The organism is Roseicitreum antarcticum (assembly GCF_014681765.1).
GTDB lineage: Bacteria > Pseudomonadota > Alphaproteobacteria > Rhodobacterales > Rhodobacteraceae > Roseicitreum > Roseicitreum antarcticum.
Genome location: NZ_CP061498.1, coordinates 443259 through 465622 on the forward strand (window position 1 = coordinate 443259; position 22364 = coordinate 465622).

Annotated in this window: 20 protein-coding genes; 15 read left to right on the plus strand and 5 right to left on the minus strand. The window is 65.4% G+C overall.

All coding sequences use genetic code 11. The annotated features are described in order from the left end of the window. Positions 1-27: 27 nt before the first annotated feature. The 7 genes from H9529_RS02070 to H9529_RS02100 all read left to right on the plus strand — a co-directional run bounded on the left by H9529_RS02070 (position 28) and on the right by H9529_RS02100 (position 8737). Positions 28-3024, plus strand: coding sequence for a hybrid sensor histidine kinase/response regulator (locus H9529_RS02070; RefSeq protein WP_143033464.1), 2997 nt, complete (start codon positions 28-30; stop codon positions 3022-3024). A gap of 263 nt (positions 3025-3287) precedes the next feature. Then, positions 3288-4217: a phosphonate ABC transporter substrate-binding protein gene (gene phnD, locus H9529_RS02075; RefSeq protein ID WP_092886052.1), complete on the plus strand. Its 930-nt coding sequence runs from the start codon at positions 3288-3290 to the stop codon at positions 4215-4217. Between the two features lie 147 nt (positions 4218-4364). Continuing rightward, positions 4365-5291 carry a phosphonate ABC transporter substrate-binding protein gene (gene phnD / locus H9529_RS02080; RefSeq protein ID WP_092886054.1) on the plus strand — a complete coding sequence of 309 codons (927 nt, stop codon included), beginning with the start codon at positions 4365-4367 and terminating at the stop codon, positions 5289-5291. A gap of 101 nt (positions 5292-5392) precedes the next feature. Further along, positions 5393-6217: a phosphonate ABC transporter ATP-binding protein gene (gene phnC / locus H9529_RS02085; RefSeq protein WP_092886308.1), complete on the plus strand. Its 825-nt coding sequence runs from the start codon at positions 5393-5395 to the stop codon at positions 6215-6217. Between the two features lies 1 nt (position 6218). Then, the gene (gene phnE, locus H9529_RS02090; protein WP_092886056.1) at positions 6219-7166 is read left to right on the plus strand and encodes a phosphonate ABC transporter, permease protein PhnE; all 948 of its coding nucleotides are present in this window, start codon (positions 6219-6221) and stop codon (positions 7164-7166) included. Next, complete coding sequence (gene phnE, locus H9529_RS02095; protein WP_092886058.1) at positions 7163-8020, plus strand: phosphonate ABC transporter, permease protein PhnE; 858 nt, start codon at positions 7163-7165, stop codon at positions 8018-8020. Before phnE (H9529_RS02090) ends, phnE (H9529_RS02095) begins: the two co-directional genes overlap by 4 nt. Before the next feature lie 75 nt (positions 8021-8095). Continuing rightward, positions 8096-8737, plus strand: coding sequence for a DapH/DapD/GlmU-related protein (locus H9529_RS02100; protein WP_092886060.1), 642 nt, complete (start codon positions 8096-8098; stop codon positions 8735-8737). 311 nt (positions 8738-9048) lie between these two features. Here H9529_RS02100 and H9529_RS02105 read toward each other — a convergent pair whose 3' ends face one another. Both H9529_RS02105 and phnF read right to left on the minus strand, forming a co-directional pair. After that, positions 9049-10233 (minus strand): alpha-D-ribose 1-methylphosphonate 5-triphosphate diphosphatase, encoded by a 1185-nt coding sequence (locus H9529_RS02105; RefSeq protein ID WP_092886062.1) that lies wholly within the window; start codon positions 10231-10233, stop codon positions 9049-9051. A gap of 349 nt (positions 10234-10582) precedes the next feature. Continuing rightward, the gene (gene phnF / locus H9529_RS02110) at positions 10583-11314 is read right to left on the minus strand and encodes a phosphonate metabolism transcriptional regulator PhnF (protein WP_223814267.1); all 732 of its coding nucleotides are present in this window, start codon (positions 11312-11314) and stop codon (positions 10583-10585) included. A gap of 168 nt (positions 11315-11482) precedes the next feature. Between phnF and phnG the strand changes: the two genes are divergently transcribed. The 7 genes from phnG (at position 11483) to phnN (ending at position 17088) form a co-directional block, all read left to right on the plus strand. Then, positions 11483-11926, plus strand: a complete 444-nt coding sequence (gene phnG / locus H9529_RS02115; protein ID WP_092886066.1) for a phosphonate C-P lyase system protein PhnG — start codon at positions 11483-11485, stop codon at positions 11924-11926. Continuing rightward, positions 11926-12501 (plus strand): phosphonate C-P lyase system protein PhnH, encoded by a 576-nt coding sequence (gene phnH / locus H9529_RS02120; protein WP_092886068.1) that lies wholly within the window; start codon positions 11926-11928, stop codon positions 12499-12501. The genes phnG and phnH overlap by 1 nt, the downstream gene beginning before the upstream one ends. Beyond that, on the plus strand, positions 12501-13709 hold the full coding sequence (locus H9529_RS02125; protein ID WP_092886070.1) for a carbon-phosphorus lyase complex subunit PhnI: 1209 nt from the start codon (positions 12501-12503) through the stop codon (positions 13707-13709). Before phnH ends, H9529_RS02125 begins: the two co-directional genes overlap by 1 nt. Beyond that, entirely contained in the window at positions 13706-14623 is a 918-nt protein-coding gene (locus H9529_RS02130; protein ID WP_092886072.1) for an alpha-D-ribose 1-methylphosphonate 5-phosphate C-P-lyase PhnJ, read from the plus strand. The genes H9529_RS02125 and H9529_RS02130 overlap by 4 nt, the downstream gene beginning before the upstream one ends. Positions 14624-14682: 59 nt before the next feature. Further along, on the plus strand, positions 14683-15453 hold the full coding sequence (gene phnK / locus H9529_RS02135; RefSeq protein ID WP_092886310.1) for a phosphonate C-P lyase system protein PhnK: 771 nt from the start codon (positions 14683-14685) through the stop codon (positions 15451-15453). Positions 15454-15622: 169 nt separating this feature from the next. Continuing rightward, positions 15623-16327: a phosphonate C-P lyase system protein PhnL gene (gene phnL / locus H9529_RS02140; protein ID WP_092886074.1), complete on the plus strand. Its 705-nt coding sequence runs from the start codon at positions 15623-15625 to the stop codon at positions 16325-16327. Next, entirely contained in the window at positions 16324-17088 is a 765-nt protein-coding gene (phnN, locus tag H9529_RS02145; RefSeq protein WP_092886075.1) for a phosphonate metabolism protein/1,5-bisphosphokinase (PRPP-forming) PhnN, read from the plus strand. The genes phnL and phnN overlap by 4 nt, the downstream gene beginning before the upstream one ends. Here the strand turns inward: phnN and H9529_RS02150 are convergent. Further along, positions 17063-17758: a DUF1045 domain-containing protein gene (locus tag H9529_RS02150; protein ID WP_317889639.1), complete on the minus strand. Its 696-nt coding sequence runs from the start codon at positions 17756-17758 to the stop codon at positions 17063-17065. The genes phnN and H9529_RS02150 overlap by 26 nt on opposite strands. Positions 17759-17938: 180 nt before the next feature. Here H9529_RS02150 and H9529_RS02155 point away from each other — a divergent pair, with 180 nt between their 5' ends. Beyond that, on the plus strand, positions 17939-19087 hold the full coding sequence (locus tag H9529_RS02155) for an alpha-D-ribose 1-methylphosphonate 5-triphosphate diphosphatase (RefSeq protein ID WP_092886077.1): 1149 nt from the start codon (positions 17939-17941) through the stop codon (positions 19085-19087). Positions 19088-19264: 177 nt separating this feature from the next. On the opposite strand, the gene H9529_RS20580 is transcribed toward H9529_RS02155, so the two are convergent. Next, on the minus strand, positions 19265-21310 hold the full coding sequence (locus tag H9529_RS20580) for a bifunctional sugar phosphate isomerase/epimerase/4-hydroxyphenylpyruvate dioxygenase family protein (RefSeq protein WP_223814345.1): 2046 nt from the start codon (positions 21308-21310) through the stop codon (positions 19265-19267). 62 nt (positions 21311-21372) lie between these two features. Next, positions 21373-22293 carry an AEC family transporter gene (locus tag H9529_RS02170; RefSeq protein ID WP_092886079.1) on the minus strand — a complete coding sequence of 307 codons (921 nt, stop codon included), beginning with the start codon at positions 22291-22293 and terminating at the stop codon, positions 21373-21375. Positions 22294-22364: the final 71 nt, after the last annotated feature.

The following is a 22364-nucleotide window of genomic DNA, read 5'->3' on the forward strand; positions in this document are numbered from 1 at the left end:
CTCGCGAAAGAGCGTAGGGCACGCTTGATGGCGCAACAGCTTTTGCAACAGACCCAGGCAGAGCTGTCGAAGGCGCTCAAGCAACTGGACCTGCATGCGCGCGACCTGTCCGCCCAGGTGATCCGCCAACGCGCCGAGGTGCAGGACGCCCGCAGTACTGCCGAGGTTTTGAAGGGCGAAAAGCGCCAGGCGCTGGTCGAACTCAAAAGCGCGCATCTGACCGCAGTGCAAACCGAACGGCGCCTGTGGGACAGCATCAATACCGTAACCGATGGGTTTGCTGTCTTTGATGTCGACAGCAGGCTGGTGCTGGCCAATACCGCCTACATGCAGGTGTTCTGTGACTGGCCCGAGGTTGCGGTGGGCATTACCTTGCAGCGCGTGCTGGAAATCTGCGCCTATGAAGGGGTCGTGCAGCTGGAGGGGCAGGACCCAGCGGACTGGATCGCCGCGCAGCTCACCCGCTGGGAACAAAACCCGATCCCCGAGGCAGTCTTCAATTTACCTGACGGGACGATCGTGCGCGTTTGTGAACAGCGCGGGCGCGGCGGCGATGTGGTGTGCCTGATCCGCGACATCACACGCTCGATCCACCACGCCGCCGAGTTGGAGACGACACGCGCCCGCGCCGAGGCCGCGAACCGGGCAAAATCGGCGTTTCTGGCGAATATGAGCCATGAAATCCGCACCCCGATGAATGGCGTGATCGGCATGGCAGAGATATTGGCCGAAAGCGACCTGACGCCCGAACAGCGGCTTTATGTGTCCAGTATCCAGTCCTCTGGCGGGGCGCTGATGGAGATCATCAACGACGTTCTGGATTACTCGAAGATCGAGGCCGAGAAGCTGACCCTCGTCGCTGAACCGATGGATCTGGAGCAGTGCATCCATGAGGTGGCGCTGATGCTGCAGCCGCGCGCCCGGGCTCGCGGGCTGGATCTGATCGTGGATTACGACCTGGCCACGCCCGCGCGGTTCATCGGTGATCCCGGGCGATTACGGCAAGTGATGACCAATCTGATCGGCAATGCGGTCAAGTTCACGCCAGCGGGCCACGTTCTGGTACGGGTCGAGGGGCAGATGGTACAAGATCATGTGGCGGAAGGGCGTGGGTTGGACGCTTCTGATGGCGATGCGCTGCTTCAGGATCTGCGCATCACGGTCGACGACACCGGGATTGGCATCAGCGCCGAGCATCTGGAACAGATATTCGATGAGTTCAAACAAGTCGAAGAACAGGCCAACCGCGCATTCGAGGGGACGGGCCTTGGCCTTGCGATCACGCGCAGGCTGGTTGATCTGATGGGCGGCGCGATCTGGGTGGAATCGACGCCCGGCGTCGGGTCGTGCTTTGGTCTTGACCTGCGGTTGCCGGTTGCGGCGACCGCTGCACCGGGGGCGGATGGGGCTGTGGACACTTCGTCATCGGGGGCGGCGGAAGTCCAGCCAAGGGGGATACAACAGCCTGTGGCGGGCGCGCCTGTAACCCAAGGACATGCTTCGCGCTGGCCGGTAACGGCTGGGCCCGCGCGTGACAGGCCCGCGCGTGACAGGCCTGCGCAGGAAAGCAGCGCAGCGCAATGGCTGGCGTCAGAAAAAATGGCGACTGGCACGGCAAGCGACAAGCTGACGATCGCGCGGCCGGTGTCAGAAGCGGTTGCCAGTCACGGGCCGGTCTGGGCCTCCGCCACCGGACAGGCCACGCCGAATGGGGCTTTGCAAACCACTGCTGTGCCCTTGGTTCCGACGCCGCGCGCACCTAGGACAGCAGGGCCAAACGCACAAACGGCGAGGCCAGAGGTCGAGGGTCCGGTAGTGGCGGCAGGGGTTCCGGGATTGCCAGGGGCTGGACCTTCCGCCCACCCACTTGCCCCCCACGCGCCTGCACCCCAAGCCTATGACCCTCAGGCGCTTTCCTCCGAAGCGCAGTCAGGTGGTCTGTCGCCGCCCGAGGGAAGTTCCCCCGACCAGCGCGCGCTGGACCAGATCGGGCGCGTGTTGTTTGTCGATGACAGGAGCCTGACGTGCACGATCCTTAGTCGCAACCTGGCGCGGCTTCGGGTGCCGGTGCGGGTTGCGGGCCATGATGCGCCTTTACCTACTGCCGTGGCGCCCGGTGACGGTGTGGATCTGTTGGTCATCGACCATGACGTGCTGGGGCCGGATGTGACCGGCAAACTGGCGCATCTGTGCACGGCCTACCCCATGGCGGCAATGGTGGTGCTGACAGCGCAGCCGACCGCGCTGGCAGAAACGGCGGCGGTGCCGACCGGTGCCCGATTGGTGCAAAAACCGGTGGATTTTCGCGGCATTCTGCACGAACTGGCCATGGCCGCAGGGCAGTCGCTGACCGCATCGGCCGACCCCGGCATTGCGCTGCGGAGGCGTGACGCGCAGCCGTTGGGGCACTGGCCGCGCGCTGCGGCGGACGTGTCAGGCCCTGATGTCTTTGACGTCGGCGGGCCGGGCGATCCCGCATCCCGCCGGGTTGCCGCCGCAACTGGCCACATGCCCTACGACGCGCATGCACCAGGGGCTGGAGGTGACACTGGACCGGAAGCACCGCTTGCCCTGAACCAAGGCCCCTCTGCGCCCCACGGGACAGGCGTCGCCGATGCCGGGTCTGTCGCCGGGCCTTCGGGCCTGAACGGCATCCGCCTTCTGGTGGCCGAGGATAACCGCACCAACCGGTTGGTCGTCGACACCATGCTGCGCGGGCAGGGGCTGGACATTCGCTTCGTGGTCAATGGCGCGCATGCAGTGGCCGAATTCCAGGATTTTCGCCCCGATATCGTGCTGATGGACATCTCCATGCCCGAAATGGACGGGCGCGAGGCAACGCGGCGCATCCGCGCCCTGCCTGGCGGCGCAGATGTGCCCGTCATTGCCCTGACGGCGCATGCTCAGGCTTCGGAGCGTGCGGCCGCGCTGGCGGCAGGGATGACCGACTACCTGACCAAGCCCATGCGCAAGGCGGGGCTTCTGGCGGTGATCCGGCAGCATTGCGCCCCACCGACGCGCTGATTCCATTGCGCGTGCCAAGGGATGCTGGCGCGCGTGCAGACGCAGGCGCGCAATAACCCAGACGTGCAGCCCGCGCTGCAAATCCGGGTACCCGTACCGCACGGGGCGCGGCTGTGATTGGAATAGAACAACGTTACAGCCCGTTTTACAAAATCTTCATCCCGCCTTCGCTGGACTGACGCATTCCCCGCGTACATCGGCCGGGCAACAATTGGCGCTGCCGCGTTGCAGCAACCGCATATCTGCGATGGAGTTATTTAGATATGATCCGCACGACACTTCTGGGCCTGATCGCTGCCAGCACGGCACTGACCGCGCTGTCTTCCGCCGCCGTCGCACAAGACTGGCGCGCTGATCTGCCGACCTTCCGCATCGGCCTTCTGGGTGGCGAGAACGAGTCTGATCGCCTGCGCAACAACGACTGCCTGCGCGTCGCGCTGGAAGAGCGTCTGGGCGTGCCGGTCGAAATGTTCCCCGCACCCGATTACGCTGGCGTGATGCAGGGCCTGCTGGCCGACCAGCTGGATTATGCCGCGCTTGGCGCGTCGGGCTACGCCGGCATCTATCTGCAAGATCCCGAAGCCGTAGAGCCGGTCTTTGTTTCGGCCGAGGCTGATGGCTCGCTGGGTTACATCGCCGTCATGCTGGCGCGCGCTGACAGCGGCATCGAAAATCTTGAGCAAATGGAAGGCCGTAGCCTGGTCTACGCCGACCCGAACTCAACCTCGGGCTACCTGGTCCCGCGCGCCGAACTGGCAGCGATGGGAATCGACGACAGCACCTATTTCAGCAACACCGGCTTTGGTGGCGGGCATGAGCAGGGCGTGATCGCCGTGGTCAACGGCCAGTATGACGCCGCTGTCACCTGGGCTTCGGGTCTGGGCGAACCGGCTGAAGGCTATACCCGTGGCAACGTGCGCCGCATGATCGACAATGGCCTGCTGGACATGTCGGAAATGCGCGTCATCTGGGAATCGAACCTGATCCCGAACGGCCCGGTCGTGCTGCGCAAAGACCTGCCGCAAGAGGTCAAGGACATCGTGTCCGACTACCTGGCCAACCAGTTGGAAGCCGATGCGCAGTGCTATTACGACGTGTCGTTTGGCGAAGGCCAGGGCTGGGCGCCGGTCGACCATTCGTTCTTCGCAGGTATAGTTGCGATGCGCGAAGCTGAGCTTGCAGGCTCGCGCTGACCCCTGAATTGGCGGCCCCATCGCGGGCCGCCTTTTTCTTTCCGTCTTCCCCTTCTGGGTCGTCGGGAACGCGTATGGAAACCGTATGGGTCTGGTATGGCTTTGATCGGGCTTCCAGCGCTCCCTCCGCATGAAAAAGGAAACGCCATGAAACCGTCGAACATCCTGAAGTTGTCCACCGCAGCCGCCATCGCGCTGACCGCCAGCACCCCGGCTTTCGCCGACTGGCGCGCCGATATGGGCACCTACAACATTGGCCTTCTGGGCGGTGAGAACGAATCCGACCGCCTGCGTCGCTATGATTGTTTTGCCGATACGATGAGCGAAGCGCTTGGCGTTCCGGTCGAGCTGTTCCCCGCGTCGGATTATGCCGGTGTGATGCAGGGCCTGCTGGCGGGCCAGCTTCATCAGGCCGGGTTGGGCGCATCGGGCTATGCCGGGATCTATCTGCAAGACCCCGACGCCGTGTCGCCGATCCTGACCACCAAGAACGTGGATGACAGCCTTGGCTATTACTCGGTCATCTATGTGAAGTCTGACAGCGACGCCCAGTCGCTGGAAGATCTGGAAGGCATGTCGCTCGCTTATGCCGACCCGAACTCCACCTCGGGCTACCTCGTGCCGCGCGCCGAGCTGGCTGCTGCCGGGATCGACGACGCCACCTTCTTCAGCGGCACCGGCTTTGGTGGCGGGCATGAACAGGCGGTTATCGCCGTGCTGAACGATCAATACGATGCCGGCGTCACCTGGACCTCGCTGATGGGTGAGGAATCTGAGGGCTACACCCGTGGCAACCTGCGCCGCATGGTGGACAATGAACTGCTGGACATGGGCGATATCCGCATCGTGTGGGAATCGAAACTGATCCCGAACGGCCCGACCGTGTTCCGCAACGATCTGCCTGAAGAAGCCCGCGACCTGGCCGTGCAGGCGATGCTGAATCTGAAAGAGAACGATCCCGCCTGCTATTCCGACACCGTGGGCGGTGAGGGCAACGGTTTTGCCGAAGTCGACCATTCGTTCTACGAAGGCATCGTTGCGATGCGCGAAGCCGAAATGGCCGCGTCGCGTTGATCCCCTGATCCCTGTTGACAGGCCCCCGCATCGCACGCGGGGGTCTGTTTTTGTTCTGACGGCGGGCCGTTGTGCCTGCCCCCTGATGCGAGGTGACGCAGATGCTGGAACTCCGACAGCTTTCCAAAGAATTCAAAGGCAACGTGGCCGTGAAACCGGCGGACCTGACCATTCCTGACGGTCAGATGGTAGGTATCATCGGCCGGTCTGGTGCGGGCAAATCGACGCTGCTGCGCATGATCAACCGGCTGAACGATCCGTCGGGTGGGCAGATCCAGTTTCATGGGCGCGACATCACCGCGATGAAGGGCCGTGAGTTGCGCAAGTGGCGCAACGAATGCGCCATGGTGTTTCAACAGTTCAACCTTGTGGGTCGGCTGAATGTCATCACCAATGTGATGACCGGCCGTCTTTATCATCATGGATTTGTCAGCTCGATGTTGCAGCAGTTCAGCGCGCGCGAGCGTGCTTTCGCGGTGCGCGCCCTTGACCGGCTGGGCATGGCGCATGTCGCCTTGCAACAGACCGATACGCTGTCGGGTGGCCAGATGCAGCGGGTGGCGATTGCCCGCGCGCTGGTGCAGGAACCCAAGATCATGCTGGCCGATGAACCCATCGCCAGCCTTGACCCGCTGAACGCCAAGGTGGTGATGGACGCGCTGCGCGCCATCAACCAAGAAGACGGCATCACCGTTGTGTGCAATCTGCACACGCTGGACACGGCGCGCACCTATTGCGACCGTATCATCGGCATGCAGGACGGGAATATCGTATTCGACGGCCCGCCCAAGGCCCTGACCGACAAGGCCGCGCGCACCATCTACGGGGCTGAGGCGGCGGAAGCGTTCTCTGAGGCGCTGACCTCTACCTCGCTTCAGCAGCCATCGGGGAAGCGCCCCGAGGTCGAAACCCGCGTGGTGAACTGACATGGCTGATGCAACTGCAAATGGCGGTGCGGGTGCCGGTTCGGGCAACAGGGGCACGACCGATGCGGTCACCCTGTTCGAGGAACACCGCGCCCGGCTGATCCGCGACAAGATGATGGCCAACCTTCTGTTGGCCGCGCTCTTCGTGTTCTTTCTGGTCTGGTCGATCTATATCTCGGGGTTCTTTCCCGAACGCTTGGCCACGGGCATTCCGCGCATCTTTGAATACTTTGGCACGATCATTCCCAACCTGGAGGCCGACAAGCTGTTTGCGGCCCGGATGGAGGATGGCCGCGCCGTGCCGGGGTCGTTGCAATACTGGTATTCCGATTTCAGCAAATACGTCACGCTGATCTGGGAAACCATTTTGATGGCGATCACCGCCACCATTCTGGGCACGGCGCTGGCCTTCGTCTTGTGCTTCCCGGCGGCGCGCAACCTTGCGCCCAATGGCTGGATTGGTATGGCCTCGCGGCGCTTCATGGAATTCTGCCGCGGGGTCCCTGAGATCCTCTATGCGCTGATCCTGGTCTTTGCGGTCGGTATCGGCCCCCTTGCCGGCGTGCTGGCCATTGCGATCCACACGGCCGGCGCCTTGGGCAAGATGTTCGCCGAAGTGAACGAGAACGCCAGCCTGCGGCCCGTGGACGGGATCAAATCCGTTGGCGGGACCTGGTTTGAGCAGATCCGCTTTGGCATCGTTCCGCAGGTATTGCCGAACTTTGCCAGCTACACGCTGTTGCGCTTCGAGGTGAATGTGCGCGCCTCGTCCATCGTAGGCTTCGTTGGCGCGGGCGGGATCGGGCAAGAGTTGAACCATGTCATCAGTTTCTATTCCGATGACCGGGTGCTGGCGGTGCTGATCCTGGTGGTGCTGACCGTGACCTGTATCGACCTCTTGTCCGAGCGGGTGCGCCATTACTTCATCGGCAAGGAGAACCTGAAATGACGACGATGACCTTTGCCGCGATCACCGATGCCGATGTGGCATCCGTGCGCAAGCGCCACCCCGGCGCGTTTGGCGATCCGTTCCAGCGCGCGCTTGTGGTGGGCAGTTGGGCGATCATGATCGGCTACCTGCTGTATTCGTTCCATATGTTCGAGTTCTACAAACTGTTCCAGGCGTCCGACAGGGCGTTGCAGATGCTCAGCCGGATGGTGGTCTGGCGCGACATGGAAACGTGGAACTACGGCAATATCTACACCGGGATCGCCCAGACCATCGCCATGGCGTTTCTGGGCACGTTCCTTGGCACAATCGTGGCGCTGGGACTGGGCTTTCTGGCCGCGCGCAACACGATGCCTGTGGGCATCATCCGCCACGGTGTGCGCCGGTTGCTGGATGTGTTCCGCGGGGTGGATCAGGTCGTCTGGGGTCTGGTCTTCGTGCGTGCCGTGGGCCTTGGGCCGCTGGCGGGCGTGCTTGCCATCTTCATCAGCGACATGGGCACGCTGGCCAAGCTCTATTCCGAGGCGATCGAGAACATCGACCGCAAGCAGGTCGAGGGCGTGCGCGCGACGGGCGCTGATCAGGCGCGGATTATCCGGTTCGGCTATATTCCGCAGATCCTGCCGGTGTTCATTTCCCTGTCGCTCTATTCGTTCGAATCCTCCACCCGGTCGGCCACCATTCTGGGGCTGGTAGGGGCAGGCGGGATCGGCATGATCATCATTGAGCGTTTCCGCGCGGGGCTCTTCGACCAGGTGGCCTTTGTGGTGCTGAACGTGCTGGTGGTGATCGCGATCATTGATTGGGGCTCTGGGCTGATCCGCAAACGCTTTATCGGTGAGCGCGGGCATTGAGCCGCGCTTGCCACCCCGAAAACACACCCCCGCCGCGGCATGCCCGGCGGGGGCTTTCGCCAGAATGGACGCAACATGAAAAAACTTTCGCCCCAGACCGCGCTGATCCATGAGGGATGCAGTATCACCGACGCCAGCTTTGGGGCCTATACCGAAGTGGGGCGCGGGTCGGTCATCCAGAATTCGGAGTTTGGCGATTACAGCTATTGCGCGCGGCTGTGCGACATCGTGAACACCAGTGTCGGCAAGTTCGCCAATATCGCCGCCATGGTGCGCATCGGGCCGACGGACCATCCGATGGACCGCGCCAGCCTGCATCACTTCCTCTATCGCTCGGCCGATTACTGGGCGGATGCCGAACCCGATGATGCCTTCTTTGCCCGGCGGCGTGCGCGGCGCGTGGTGATCGGGCATGACACATGGATCGGCCATGGCGCGATCATCCGGCCCGAGGTTACCATCGGCCATGGCGCGGTGATCGGCGCGGGCGCGGTCGTCACCCATGACGTTGCTCCCTATACGATCGTCACCGGCGTGCCTGCGACCAAGCTGCGTCGGCGGTTCCCCAAGAAGATTGCTGCGCGGCTGATCGCGCTGGCGTGGTGGGACTGGGAACACGCCCGGCTGCGCGCCGCCCTGCCGGATTTCCGCGCGCTCAACATCGAGGCGTTTCTGGACAAGTATGAGGATGCGCGGCTGGGCGGCCCGACGCATTGAGCGTGTGCTGAAATGGGATGCTTCGGCGGTGTGCAGCGGCTGTGCCGATGAAACCGTCCCTCTGGCGCTCTGCGGCTGAAGGGGGCTACCCCAAGGCCCCATCGCGCAGCAAAATCCAGCGACTTCGGCCCAAGGGCAGCGCCCGCGGCCCGGCGCGTCGCGTGCATTTGTTTTAGAGTAGCGGGAAGCACGTTGGCGGACCCCGTGCATTCACGTCGTGTCTCGATGACGTGTCAGCCCTGTTCTGGCGCGCTTGGCCGCTCGCCCCCACGCGCCCTATCTGTCGTGCGGGGGCGCGGGCTGGCGGCCCCTTACTCGGCCGCCAGCGCCCGGGCGGTGCGGGGGCGCATCAGCCGCGCGGCGGCACCGCCCGACAGATGTGCAATCTGACCGTTGGCAATCGTGCCCTCGATCCGCCGGGTCGCGGGGTTCATGATGACCAGATCTGCGCGCTGACCGGCCCGCAAGTTCCCGCGATCCGTCAGCCCGAAGATCCGCGCCGGACTTGTCGAGATCATCTCCCAGGCATGCGAGAAACTGCACACGCCCCGGTCGGCAAGCGCCCAGGCCGCAAGGGCCAGCGCGGGTGCGTAGTAGTCCGAGACGAGGGCGTCGCATAGCCCGTCCTCGATCAGGTCCTGCGCCGCGATGTTGCCCGCCTGCGAGCCACCGCGCACCACATTGGGCGCCCCCATCAGCACCGGCTCGCCCGCGTCTTTCGCGGCGCGCGCGGCGTTTGGTGTGGTGGGGAATTCGCAGATCCGTGCGCCGCGCGCGCGAAAGAAGGCGCGGGTTTCCGCATCGCCATCGTCATGCGAGGCCATCTGCACGCCGACGCCTGCCAATTGCGGTGCCAGAGCGGCCAAAAGATCGGGCACCTGCGGGTCATGCGCCTTTGCGGCGTGGATGATGTCCAGCAATTGCTGCGGCGTGCGTCCCTGAGAGGCCGCCCAATTGGCAAACCGATCAGGCCGGTCGCGGGCCTGTTCCAGCGCCTCGGGCAGGTGGTTGTTGTAGGCGATGTAATCGACGCCATAGCGCGCGAGGGCGCGCAGCAGGCGGTCGTGGCCGTCTGTCACATGCGTCTCGAACCGGATCTGCAGGCGGATATCGGTCAGGAATTGTGCGCGCTGCGCGGCGATTGCTGCCATGATCTCTTCGGCCTTGTCAGGGCTGCGCGTGCCGCCCTCCCACGACCAGCTTTGCGCGAACCAGGCGGTTGTGACGCCATTGGTCGCCAGCTCGGCATCGGCGGCCAGCAGGGCGCGTCCTGTGTCGAAAGGCGCCGTAGGGCGGGGCGAGAGGTGGTGCTCAAACCCGTCGCCATGCAGGTCGATGATGCCCGGCAGCAGCCAGTAGCCCGACAGATCGGCGGCGTCCGCGCCGGGCATGTCGGCAAGGTGGCCGTCGGCAATGGTCAGGTCGGTGTCATGCAGCGCGCCATCGATCAGGCACAGCGCACCTGTGAGGCGAACGGGGGGGAGGAGAGAGGTCATGTCGCTATCCTTTTTCGCCGCGTCCTATCGCACAGCTGTTGCGGTTTTATGACGCCCCGCGTCTGAGGAGCGGTTTGGGCCCGGTTGCCGGGCAGATTTTCCGGGGCGTGGCGGGTGCCACGTTTCCGGGTGAAGGTCTGGCTGGTGCGCGCCGTCCGCCCACGCCGCGCTTCCTTCGGCCCGCACGCCCGACCGTGCTGCACCACACCGCTGTTTGCGGTCACGCTGCCATGTGTTTTCAGCCGCGCGAACCCCTGAGGAATGCGCCGCGCCGCTGTATCTTGCGATCGTGCGACACTGCCACGGGTGCAGGGCTAGCATGTCGGACCGCGTGGCACCAGCGGGTGCGTCACGGCGCGCCCGCGTCGCCGTCGATCAGCAGTTGCACCCGGTCTCCGGCGAACCAGGTGCGACCATATTCCACCGGCGTGCCAGCAAGGTCGGTATTGACCGCCACGCTGCGCAACAACGGCGCGTCGCGGGGCAGGCGCAGCAGGCGCGCGCGCTCTGCGGTGGCGCGTTCCGCCGACAGCCGGGTCGAGGCACGGACATAATCGCAAAGGCCACAATGTTCCAGCGCCAGGGTGACTGACCTAGTCGCTGCCAGCGCCTTCAGCAGTGCGGGAAACCGCGCCGCGCAGAAGACGGAGCGAAAGACCGACAGCGGCACGCCATCCGCCAGGCTGACGCCTTCCCAGACATGCACCTGCGCGCCGGGTGGCAGGTGGAGCGCCTGCGCCTCGCGCCCATCGGCGGCGCGGGTTTCCAGCCGCAGCACATCCTTGGTGGGCGTCTGGCCTGCGTCGCTCAGGTTCTGGTGGAACCGTGTGCGGCGGCTGATGCGGTAGGCGGTGGGTTGCGCGGTGACAAACACCCCCGCGCCGCGCCGCGCATGTACCAGCCCCTGGTCGGACAGCGCCCCCAGCGCGCGGCGCACCGTATGGCGGTTGACGCTGAAGCGCGCCGACAGCGCCGCCTCGGTCGGCAGCTTGTCGCCCGGGGCGTAATGTCCGCAGGCCAGATCATGTTGCAGGGCGTCCAGGATCTGCTGCCAGATCGCGACATCTTCGGCACCGGGCACGCGTGTGGGGCTTTGGGGTTCAGGGCCAGTATCTAAGGTTGGGTTATCTGGGGTTGGGCGCTGGGGCATGTTACGAAAAATTCACATCTTGGTGGTTGCGGTTGCGGGGGTACTCGGGGTATTTGTATAGTTGTATAGGCAGCTAGACAACTTTGCAAGGTGTTGAGAATGAACGGAATTGACGCGCGCAAGACATGGATGGGCCTGCTGGCCCGCGCCCCGCAGGTGGCGCTGGAACAGGCCTGGGCGGCGTTGGGACTGGACCCGGGCTATAGCTGGCTGCGTGCACCCGGCGTGGGTACGGTGATGGTGCGGGGCCGAGCGGGTGGCACTGGCGCGCCGTTCAACCTTGGTGAGATCACGGTGACCCGCGCCAGTCTGCGGCTGGCCTGCGGCACGGTGGGTCATGCCTATGTGCAGGGTCGCTCTACGGCGCACAGCACCCGGGCGGCACTGGTCGATGCCCTGATGCAGACCGATGCGGCGGAACGGGTGCGCGCGCTGGTGCTGGACCCGCTGGCCCAGGCCGAGGCTGCCGCGCGGACAGGCCGCGCCGCCAAGGCCGCCGCCACCAAGGTGGATTTCTTTACACTCGTGCGGGGAGAGAACTGATGCAGACCCACGCTGATACTTTGGGCGGGGGCTTCACCGCGCCCGCGCAGGATGGCGCAGCCGCGTTTCGCGCCGTGCTGGATGCCATGTCGCGCCCCGGCACGATTGTAAGGCTGGCGGGCGCGCAGCCCCCCGCACCTGCGTCTGTCGCGGCCGGCGTGGTGTTGCTGACACTGCTCGATGCCACGACGCCGCTGCACCTCGCTGGCGCGCATGACACGCCGGGCCTGCGGGACTGGCTGACCTTCCACACCGGCGCGCCGCTGGTGGGCCGGGCAGATGCGGCCTTCGTGCTCGGCACATGGGACGCGGTTTCGCCGCTGGAAGGGTATGCCACCGGCACGCCCGAATATCCCGACCGTTCCGCCACGCTGATCGTCGAGATGCCCGCGCTTTCGTCCAGCGGTCTCACGCTGACCGGCCCGGGCATCCGCGACACCGCACATTTGAACTTGCCCGGTAGGGATGCGTTGCGCGCCAATGCGCGCCTGTTCCCGCTGGGCCTTGATTTCATCTTCACCGCCGGGGCGGAATGTGCCGCCCTGCCGCGTACCACGCAACTGGGGGATCGGTAATGTATGTTGCTGTCAAAGGCGGCGAGCGGGCGATTGACAACGCGCACGCCTGGCTGGCCGAAGCGCGGCGCGGCGACCGTGCTGTGCCTGAACTGTCCACCGATCAGATCCGCGAGCAGATGGCGCTGGCAGTCAACCGGGTGATGGCCGAAGGCTCGCTCTATGATCCTGATCTGGCGGCGCTGGCGCTCAAACAGGCGCGCGGTGATATGGTCGAGGCGGTTTTCCTGATCCGCGCCTACCGTACCACACTGCCGCGTTTCGGCGCGGCGCGCCCGGTGGATACCGGCGCCATGGCCTGCGACCGGCGCATCAGCGCCACGTTCAAGGATGCGCCCGGCGGGCAGGTGCTGGGCCCGACGTTCGACTATACCCACCGCCTGTTGGATTTCGCGTTGTTGGCTGAAGGCGATGTGGCCCCTGCGCCCACCGCCCCACCGCGCGCAGAGGCCACGCCGCATATTACATCCTTCCTCAACCACGACGGGCTGATCCAGCCCGAGGTGCCGTCCGATGCCACGCCCCCCGATCTGACCCGCGAACCGCTGGAATTGCCTGCTGATCGTGCGTTGCGGCTGCAGGCCCTGGCGCGCGGGGATGAGGGGTTCGTGCTGGGCCTCGCGTATTCCACCCAGCGCGGCTATGGGCGCAATCATGCCTTTGTCGGCGAATTGCGCATCGGGCAGGTCGCGGTCGAAATGGACATTCCCGAACTGGGCTTCAGCATCGAGATCGGGTCGGTCGAGCTGACGGAATGCGAGACGGTGAACCAGTTTCAGGGCTCTAAAACCCAGCCGCCGCAGTTTACCCGGGGTTACGGGCTGGTGTTTGGCCAGTCGGAACGCAAGGCGATCTCCATGGCTTTGGTAGACCGGGCGTTGCGCTGGCAGGAACTGGGCGAGGATGACAGCGGCGCACCTGCGCAGGACGCCGAATTCGTGCTCTCGCATTGCGACAACATTCAGGCCAGCGGGTTTCTGGAGCATATCAAGCTGCCGCATTACGTCGATTTTCAGGCGGAGCTGGAGCTGGTGCGTCGGTTGCGCGCCGAGGCGGAGTCAGCCGCCAATCCTGCTGCCAGTCCTGCTGCCAATCCTGCTGGCGACCCGGCGCTGCAGTCCCAAACAAATGTGCGCGGGGCAGGGCCGTTGGACGATCTCGAAGCCCCGCTGAGTGCCCGCAACACCACCTCGGAGGCCGCGCAATGAACGATTATAACTTTGCCTATCTGGACGAACAGACCAAGCGCATGATCCGCCGCGCGCTGCTGAAAGCGGTCGCGATCCCCGGCTATCAGGTTCCCTTTGCGTCGCGCGAGATGCCGATGCCCTATGGTTGGGGCACCGGCGGGGTTCAGGTCACGGCGGCCTGCCTGATGCCCGGCGACGTGCTGAAAGTCATCGATCAGGGCGCGGATGATACCACCAACGCCGTGTCGATCCGCAAGTTCTTCCAGCGCACCGCCGGTGTCGCGGTGACCGAAGCCACCGCCGAGGCCACGGTGATCCAGACCCGCCATCGCATACCGGAGGTCCCGCTGACCGACGGGCAGATCCTGGTCTATCAGGTGCCGATCCCCGAACCCCTGCGGTTTCTGGAACCGCGCGAGGTTGAGACCCGGCGCATGCATGCGTTGGCCGATTACGGCCTGATGCATGTGCGGCTCTATGAGGATATTGCCCGCCATGGCGAGATCGCGCGCGCCTATGCCTATCCGGTCCGGGTCGAGGGGCGCTATGTCATGGACCCCTCGCCCATTCCGCGCTTTGACAACCCCAAACTGCACCAGTCCAGCGCGCTTCAACTCTTTGGCGCGGGGCGTGAACAGCGGATCTATGCGCTGCCGCCCTATACGGATGTGGTCAGTCTGGATTTTGAGGATTATCCTTTCACAGCGTCAAAGGCGGATCACCTGTGCGACCTTTGCGGATCAGGCGAAAGCTATCTGGATGAGGTGATCACCGATGATGTCGGCGGGCGGATGTTCGTGTGTTCAGACACCGATTATTGCGCCACGCGTGTGCAGGCTGGGCATCGCGGCGCGCTGTCGCCTGACGCGCCAGGCGCAGACGCCGATGCCGATGCCGATGCCGACGCCCCTGTGCCGGAGATGATGAAATGAACAATGCTGTGCAAATTCAGGCCCGGAATGCCGAGGTTGAAACCCCGGATGCCCCCACCATCCGCCCGCTGTTGCAGGTGGACCGGCTGACGAAATTCTACGGCGGGCACATCGGCTGCGCGGATGTGTCCTTTGAGCTGTGGCCCGGCGAGGTCATGGGCATCGTCGGCGAAAGCGGGTCGGGCAAATCAACGCTGCTGTCCTGCCTTGCGGGCCATATCGCGCCCGATTCAGGGCGGGTCATGTTCGATACCCGTGAAGGTGCTCTGCGCGACACCGTCACCATGTCCGAACCCGAACGCCGGATGCTGGGCCGCACCGACTGGGCTTTCGTGCACCAGAACCCGCGCGACGGGCTGCGCATGGGCGTCAGCGCGGGTGGCAATGTGGGCGAACGCCTGATGGCGGTCGGCGCGCGGCACTATGGCGATATCCGCGCGGCGGCAACCGACTGGCTGGGCCGGGTCGAGATTGATACGGGCCGGGTGGATGACCGCCCGCGCACCTTCTCGGGCGGGATGCAGCAACGCTTGCAGATCGCGCGCAATCTGGTCACCGGGCCACGGCTGGTGTTCATGGACGAACCGACGGGCGGCCTTGATGTTTCGGTGCAGGCGCGGCTTCTGGACCTGATGCGTGGCCTTGTGCGCGACCTTGGCCTGTCGGCCGTGGTGGTGACGCATGACCTGGCGGTGGTGCGGCTGCTGGCGCACCGGCTGATGGTGATGAAGGGCGGCCATGTGGTCGAGGCCGGGTTGACCGATCAGGTGCTGGACGATCCGCAGCATCCCTATACGCAACTTCTGGTCAGTTCGGTGTTGCAGGTATGACGTGGCTGGGCGCAAACTGGTACTTTGGGCGCGGCGCGGTGTTTTCAGCATCGCACACCTTTGGGTTGTGCGGGGCCGAAAAGGAGAATGTCATACCCCTGTCACCTCTTGGGGTCACTGAAGGCTGCGGACAGCCGCGCGGCAGGCAATTCAATGGAAGGGGCACAAGATGATCGTCGTCAAGGATGTGGCCAAGGCCTTCACGCTGCACAATCAGGGTGGCGCGCGTATCCCCGTCATGCAAGGCGCGGATCTGCATGTCAGGCCGGGTGAATGTGTGGCGCTGACCGGCGCGTCGGGGGCGGGGAAATCCACGCTGATGCGCATGATCTGGGGCAATTACCGCATTGATGCGGGGTCTGTTCAGGTCGCGGGGGTAGAGCTGGCGGGCGCCGAGGCGCGCACCGTGCTGGATCTGCGCCGACGTCAGATGGGCTATGTCAGCCAGTTCCTGCGCGTGGTGCCCCGCGTGCCGACGCTGGATGTGGTGGCCGAACCCCTGCTGGCCGTGGGGGTCGCGGCTGACGAAGCGCGGGCCCGGGCACGCGAGCTTCTGGCCCGCGTGAACATTCCACCGACGCTGTGGGACCTGTCGCCCACCACCTTTTCGGGTGGCGAGCAACAGCGCGTGAACATTGCGCGCGGCTTCATCCATCCGGTGCCTGTGCTCCTGCTGGATGAGCCGACGGCCAGTCTGGACGGCGCGAACCGCGACACGGTGCTGCACCTGATCCTGGAGGCCAAGGCGCGCGGCGCGGCTATCCTGGGCATTTTCCACGATGAGGCGGCGCGCAATGTGGTCTGCGACCGCAATGTGGATGTGCGCGGCTTTGCCCCGAACGCGGCGGCGCCTGCGGCCCAGGTGCCCGCATGACAGATCCTCGATGGCGCGCGGCAAATGGACGGGGCGCGGATGGGCTTGGCGCAGGCGCAGCGCAGCGCAGGGCATCCGCATCCTCCCCCGTTGCGCCTGAGTCCAGCGTCAGTGGCAACACCGGGACATCGGCCAACGGGGGGGGGCCGGGGCCAGCCTCGGACGTTGGGAGCGGCAGCGCCCTCCCGCAGTCGCGGTTCGCACCGACCGCGCCGCGCGCCAATGGGCGCCTGGTTGCGGTGGTCGGCCCTTCGGGTGCGGGCAAGGATACCATTCTGGCCGGTGTGCTGGCCGCGCGCCCCGATCTGGTGCTGGCGCGCCGCGTCATCACCCGCCCGTCCAGTGCGGGGGGCGAGGACTTTGAGGGCGTGACGGCGGCTGAATTCGAGACCCGGCTGGCGCTGGGTCTTTTTGCGTTTCATTGGCGCGCGCATGGGCTGTGCTACGGCATTCCGTGCAGCATCGACGTCGACCTGGCGGCGGGGCGGCTGGTGCTGTTCAACGGCTCGCGTTCGGCATTGCCGGGCATCCGCGCGATCTATCCCCGGGTGGAGGTCATCGTGATCACCGCGCCCGCCGGCGTGCTGGCGGAACGGCTGGCTGCGCGCGGCCGCGAACGCCCCCGCGATATCGAGGCCCGTCTGCGCCGCGCCTTGCTGCCCCCGCCGCCCGGGGCGCGTGAAGTGGTGAATGACACCACCCCCGCTTTAGGTGTCGCGCGGTTTCTGGAAGCCCTCAACGCCCCAGCGGCAGCCGGGTAATCAGATGGAAAGCGCCGTCCGTATCCTCGCCAAAAACCGAAAGATCGGTCATCATCTGCGGTGTGCCGGTCGCGGGCGCCATCCAGTCTTGCACGGCGGCGCGGATGGGTACGACCTCGGCATCCGACAGTTTGCCCGTGCAGGTGACGTGAAAGCGGAATTCATCCAGCACATAGGGGTAGCCCCATTGGCGCAGCAACATGTCTTGCTGCGGGGTCAGGGGCGTGGCGCGCCGGCGCGCCATCTCGGCCGCGTTCAGCGGTGCTCGGAACATGTCCAGCGCGGTGACCACGCGCGCGGCAACGGTTTCCAGCGCGGGGGTCTGCACCTCGGGGATCAGCGCCAGGAAGGGACCCAGCGCCCGCACCCGCAGCATCCCGAGGTTCACCGGCGCCATGGCGGCGGCGATGTCGGTCGCGGCTGTCAGGAACGTGTCGTAGCTCTGTCCATGCGCCAGCCGGAAAGGCGGCTTCAGCGTGCCGTGCATCCCGTATTTGCGCGGGGTCTCGGTGATCTCGGCCAGCGGGCGGGGCAGGCCGCCGATGGTGGGCTGATCTGCCGCGCAGCCCGCATCCACATCCCATCCCAGCCATTGTGCGCCCCGTGTTGCCAGTTCGGACCCTGCGGGCGGGGTGTAATAGATCGCATAACGCTGAAATTCCATGGGCATCGGCTTTGTTCCTGTGGTGTATTTATGTTCCTTGTATGCCGTGGGTCTGTCACAGGGCGATGACATTTTCCAGCGCTGCTGCTCCTCGAATGACCCGCCGACCGTATCGCTAAAGTTGTCCGTCCGATCCGACCTGAACGCAACCGTCCGAAATCCAGAAGCGACAAGAAAGAAAACTGCATGACTGACACGATCCTGGGCAACGCCCGCATCATCTTGCCGACCGAGATTGTGGAGGGCAGCCTCGTGCTGCGGGCGGGCAAGATCGCCGCGATTGAGCCCGGCCCCACCCGCCACGCAGGCGCCATCGACTGTCATGGCGATTACGTCGCGCCGGGGCTGGTGGAACTGCATACGGACAATCTGGAACGCCACATGACACCGCGCCCCGGCGTCGACTGGCCGCATGCCAATGCGATCATTGCCCATGATGCCGAACTGGCGGGCGTGGGGATCACCACGGTGTTCGACGCGCTGCGCATCGGGTCCGAGGTGATGGTGTCGGCCGGCAAGCCGCGCTACAACGCCTATGCCCGCAAGATGGCGTCCGAGATTTTGCAGATGCGCGCCAAGGGTGCGCTGCGCATCAGCCATTTCCTGCACCTTCGCGCCGAGATCTGTTCCGAGACCCTGCCCGAGGAGATCGACGCCTTCACCGCCGAGGAACGCATCGGCATCGTCAGCCTGATGGACCATACACCGGGGCAGCGGCAGTTTTCCGATCTGACGCAGCTGCGCACCTACATGAAGGGCAAGCATCAGATGAGCGATGCGGAATTCGACGCCCATATCGCGCGGCGGCAGGGGCTGGGCGACCGGGTGCGCGCGGCGCATACTGCGGCAGCGGTGACGGGTGCGGCGCGGCTGGGCGCGATCCTGGCCAGCCATGACGATACGACTGCCGCGCATGTGGCGACCTCGCACGCACATGGCGTGCGGATCGCCGAGTTTCCCACAACGCTGGAGGCCGCGCGCGCCTGCCATGCGGCGGGGATAGCGGTGATGATGGGCGCGCCGAACCTGATCCGGGGCGGGTCGCATTCGGGCAATGTGGCGGCGTCCGAACTGGCGGCGGCGGGGGTGCTGGACATCATGTCGTCGGATTACATCCCGGCGGCGTTGCTGATGGCGGCGGTGGCTTTGGGCGAACAGGCTGGTGACATGGCTTACGGCATGCGCACGGTCACCCAGGCCCCCGCGCGTGCGACCGGGCTGGACGACCGTGGCGCCATCGCGTTGGGGCTGCGCGCCGATGTGATCCGCTTTGGTGTTGTGAGCGGCGCCGCCGTGGTGCGCGGCACCTGGGCGCAAGGGCAGCGGGTCGCTTAAGCGGCAGGCCTGCCGGGCGGATGGGATCTGCCTTGGTCCAGTTGGATTGGCCCCTGTGGGTCGGGCCTCGCGCGGATGGGGTTGTGATAGTGCGGATAGCTTCGCGCAGGGGCGGCGACGCGTTGCCACGCTGCGCCAGACCTGACGGGCAGGGTGGCGCCCCCCTCCCATGCCCCCCTAACGCCGGGGCATGTCTGCGGGGCGCAGGGCGCGTTTCTGGGCGGCAATTCGGAACGGGGCGTTCGGCGCGCCGTAGCCTTGATAGGCCCCGCACCGCTGCACCACCTCGAAGAACAGCCCGTCGGGCCGGGTGGTGGAATAGAGCTGGAAGAACTGCCCGCCCGCATCCTCATCATAAAGTACGTTGCACGCCCGCATGCGCGCCGTCAGCTCTGCATCGAGGCCGAAGCGTGCCTCAACATCCGCATAATAGTTCTCGCCGATCTGCAACACCGGAAAGCCGCCTGCTGCCAGTGCCCGGGCGGTAGCGAAGATGTCATCGGTCGAAAAGGCGATATGCTGGACGGAGGAGCCGAAGGTATCCTCGATGAACCGGCCCGCCAGGGTGCGCCGTGCTTCGGCCCCGTTGAGGGTGACGCGCAGCGCCCCCGCCTGCACAGCCTGCGACCGTACCAGCCCGTCGGGATCGGCCACATCGACCATGGGCGCGCGCGTGGCGTCAAACAGGGCATGGTAGAACAGCGACCAACTGAGCATCTCATCATGCGCCATGGTCTGGGCGATATGGTCGATATGGATTAGCCCTGCGCCGGGCGGGAAGGGCGTGTTCATGGCGTCGGTTGCAGGATCGACCGCGCCAGTCGCCACGGTGCCAGTCGCCACGGTGCCAGTAGCCACGGTGCCTGTGGCGGGCGCTATCGTTTGAGCGACCGGGCGCGCAGCCGCGCCATCCGGGCCGGATGCTGGGTCGGATGGTGCCGTGAGATCAAGCGCTTCGGCGAAATCCACCTGCCAGATGCGCGACAGATCGGGGCTGTTGTCCAACAGCCGCAGCACGCTGCCACCGACGCCGCGAATGGCGGGGATTTGCAGCTCTTGCGCCGCAATAGCATCTGCATGGGCGGGAATGCCCAGTGCCGCTGCCCGGGCCTGCGTTGCGCGGGCATCCGGGACCGAAAGTGCGATCTCGGACACGGTGGTGCCATGCGTCAGGTAGCTGGTCTGCGCAAAGCCCTGGGTTTCGGTATTGACCAGCAGGTTCACCGTGCCCTGTTGCCAGCGTGTCACCGACTTCGAGCGGTGCTGCGCTGTCGGCCGGAAGCCCGCCGCGCGCAAGAAGCCTTCCAGCGCCGGGGCCTCGGCCTGTGCCGTGGCGAATTCCACGAAGGCCACGCCGTCCACCGGGGCGGGTGGGGCAAAGGCGGGCAGGGCGGTGGGCAACGCGGGTTCTGCCCGGCGCACGCGGTCCATCAGGTCGATCAGACTGCGGTAGCCATCTTGCGCGATCAGGCGCGGCAGCCCGGCGCGGAATTGGTCGTTGAAGATCTCCAGGCTCAGCGGGCCGCTGTAGCCGGTCGCGGTGACGGCGCGCATGAAGCCTGCGACATCCAGATCGCCCTCGCCGGGCATGTTGCGGAAATGGCGCGACCAATACAGCAGATCCATCGGGATTGCGGGCGCATCGGCCAGTTGCACATAGAAGATGCGGTCGCCGGGAATGGCGCGGATGCTTTCGGGCGACAGCCCGCGTCCCAACGTGTGGAAACTGTCGAGGACCAGACCCACCCGGTCGTGATCTGCGCGGCGGACCACCTCCCAGGCGTCGCGGTGGTCGTTGATGTAGCGGCCCCAGGCCAGCGCCTCGAAGCCGACGCGCACGCCGTGGGCGGCGGCCAGATCGCCCAGTTCGGCAAAGTCCCCGGCCATGCGGTCAATGCCGCCCAGTGCTGCGGGGTGGACGCTGGAACACACCAGGATCAGGTCGGTGCCAAGCTCGTTCATCAAGTCGAACTTGCGCGCGGCGCGGGCGAAGGCGCGGGCGCGATAGGGCTCTGGCAGGGCCTCGAAATCGCGGAAGGGCTGGAACAGGTCGATCTTCAGCCCGTGGTCGCGTACCATCGCTCCCACCTGACGCGGTGACAGGTCAGAGGCGACGAAATCTTGCTCGAAAATCTCGATCCCGTCGAAACCCGCGCCGGCGATGGCCTCCAGCTTCTCGGCCAGGGTGCCTGAGATCGAGACGGTCGCGATGGAGGTCTTCAAGGTCGTCTGCATGGCGGGGCCTTTGGGTTAAAGAGGTTCGAGTGAGACGGGGCAGCTTGATGTTACCCCGGAAAGATCAGCCAGAGCAGGGCCGAGACAGTCGCAAAAGACGCTACCGTTGCCAGGATCAGCGCGGTGGCGGCAAGCGCCTCATGCCCCCAGCGCTGCCCGAACAGGCCGTAGATCGACATCATCGGCACCGCGGCGAGGATGACGCCTGACAGCAACAGCGCGTCGGGCACACTACCCAGTAGTGATAGGATGCCCAGCACCGCCAACGGATGCAAGACCAGTTTGCCCGCGACCACCAGCGCGATGGGCATGCGCACCGGCGCGAAGGACAGTGCGGCCACCGTGCCGCCGACCGCCAACAGGGCCACAGGCGCCGCGATTACCGCCAGCATGTTCAGCGTCTGCGCCACCGGCCCCTGCGGCATCCCGCCCATGGTGGCAACCGCGCCGCCCGCCACCACCGCGATGATCAGCGGGTTGGTCAGCATGGGGCGGATCAGCACCGCCCACAGGCCGCGCCCGCCCGCCCGGTCGGCGATCAGCATGGCCAGCGGCATCATCACCACGTTTTCGACCAGCAGCGCCATGGTGAAGGCCTGCAAGGCAACATCGCCCATGACCATCGCCGCGATGGGGTAGCCCATGAAGGCGCTGTTGGAGGACGACATGCCCAGCCCCATCAGCACCTGCACCCCGCGCGGCTGGTTCAGCACATGGCGCGCCAGTGCCAGCCCCGCGCCGAACACGAGCAGCGAGGCAACGAGGTAGCCGCCCAGAAAATCCCAGCGAAAGGTCTGGGACAGGGGCGTGCCCGAGATATTGACGAAGATCGTCACCGGCATGCAGATCCGCATGGCGATGCGTCCCAGCGCGCGCACGTCATCCGCCGTCACATAGCCGGTCTTCACCGCAACATAGCCGGTCGCGATGATAAGGTAGATCGGCAGGGTCAGGGCGAAGATCTGGATCATGGGGAATGCGGGGCGCGCGCACAGGCCTATGGCTGGCGGCGCCCCTTATGCCTTCTGCTTGCGTTGCGTGT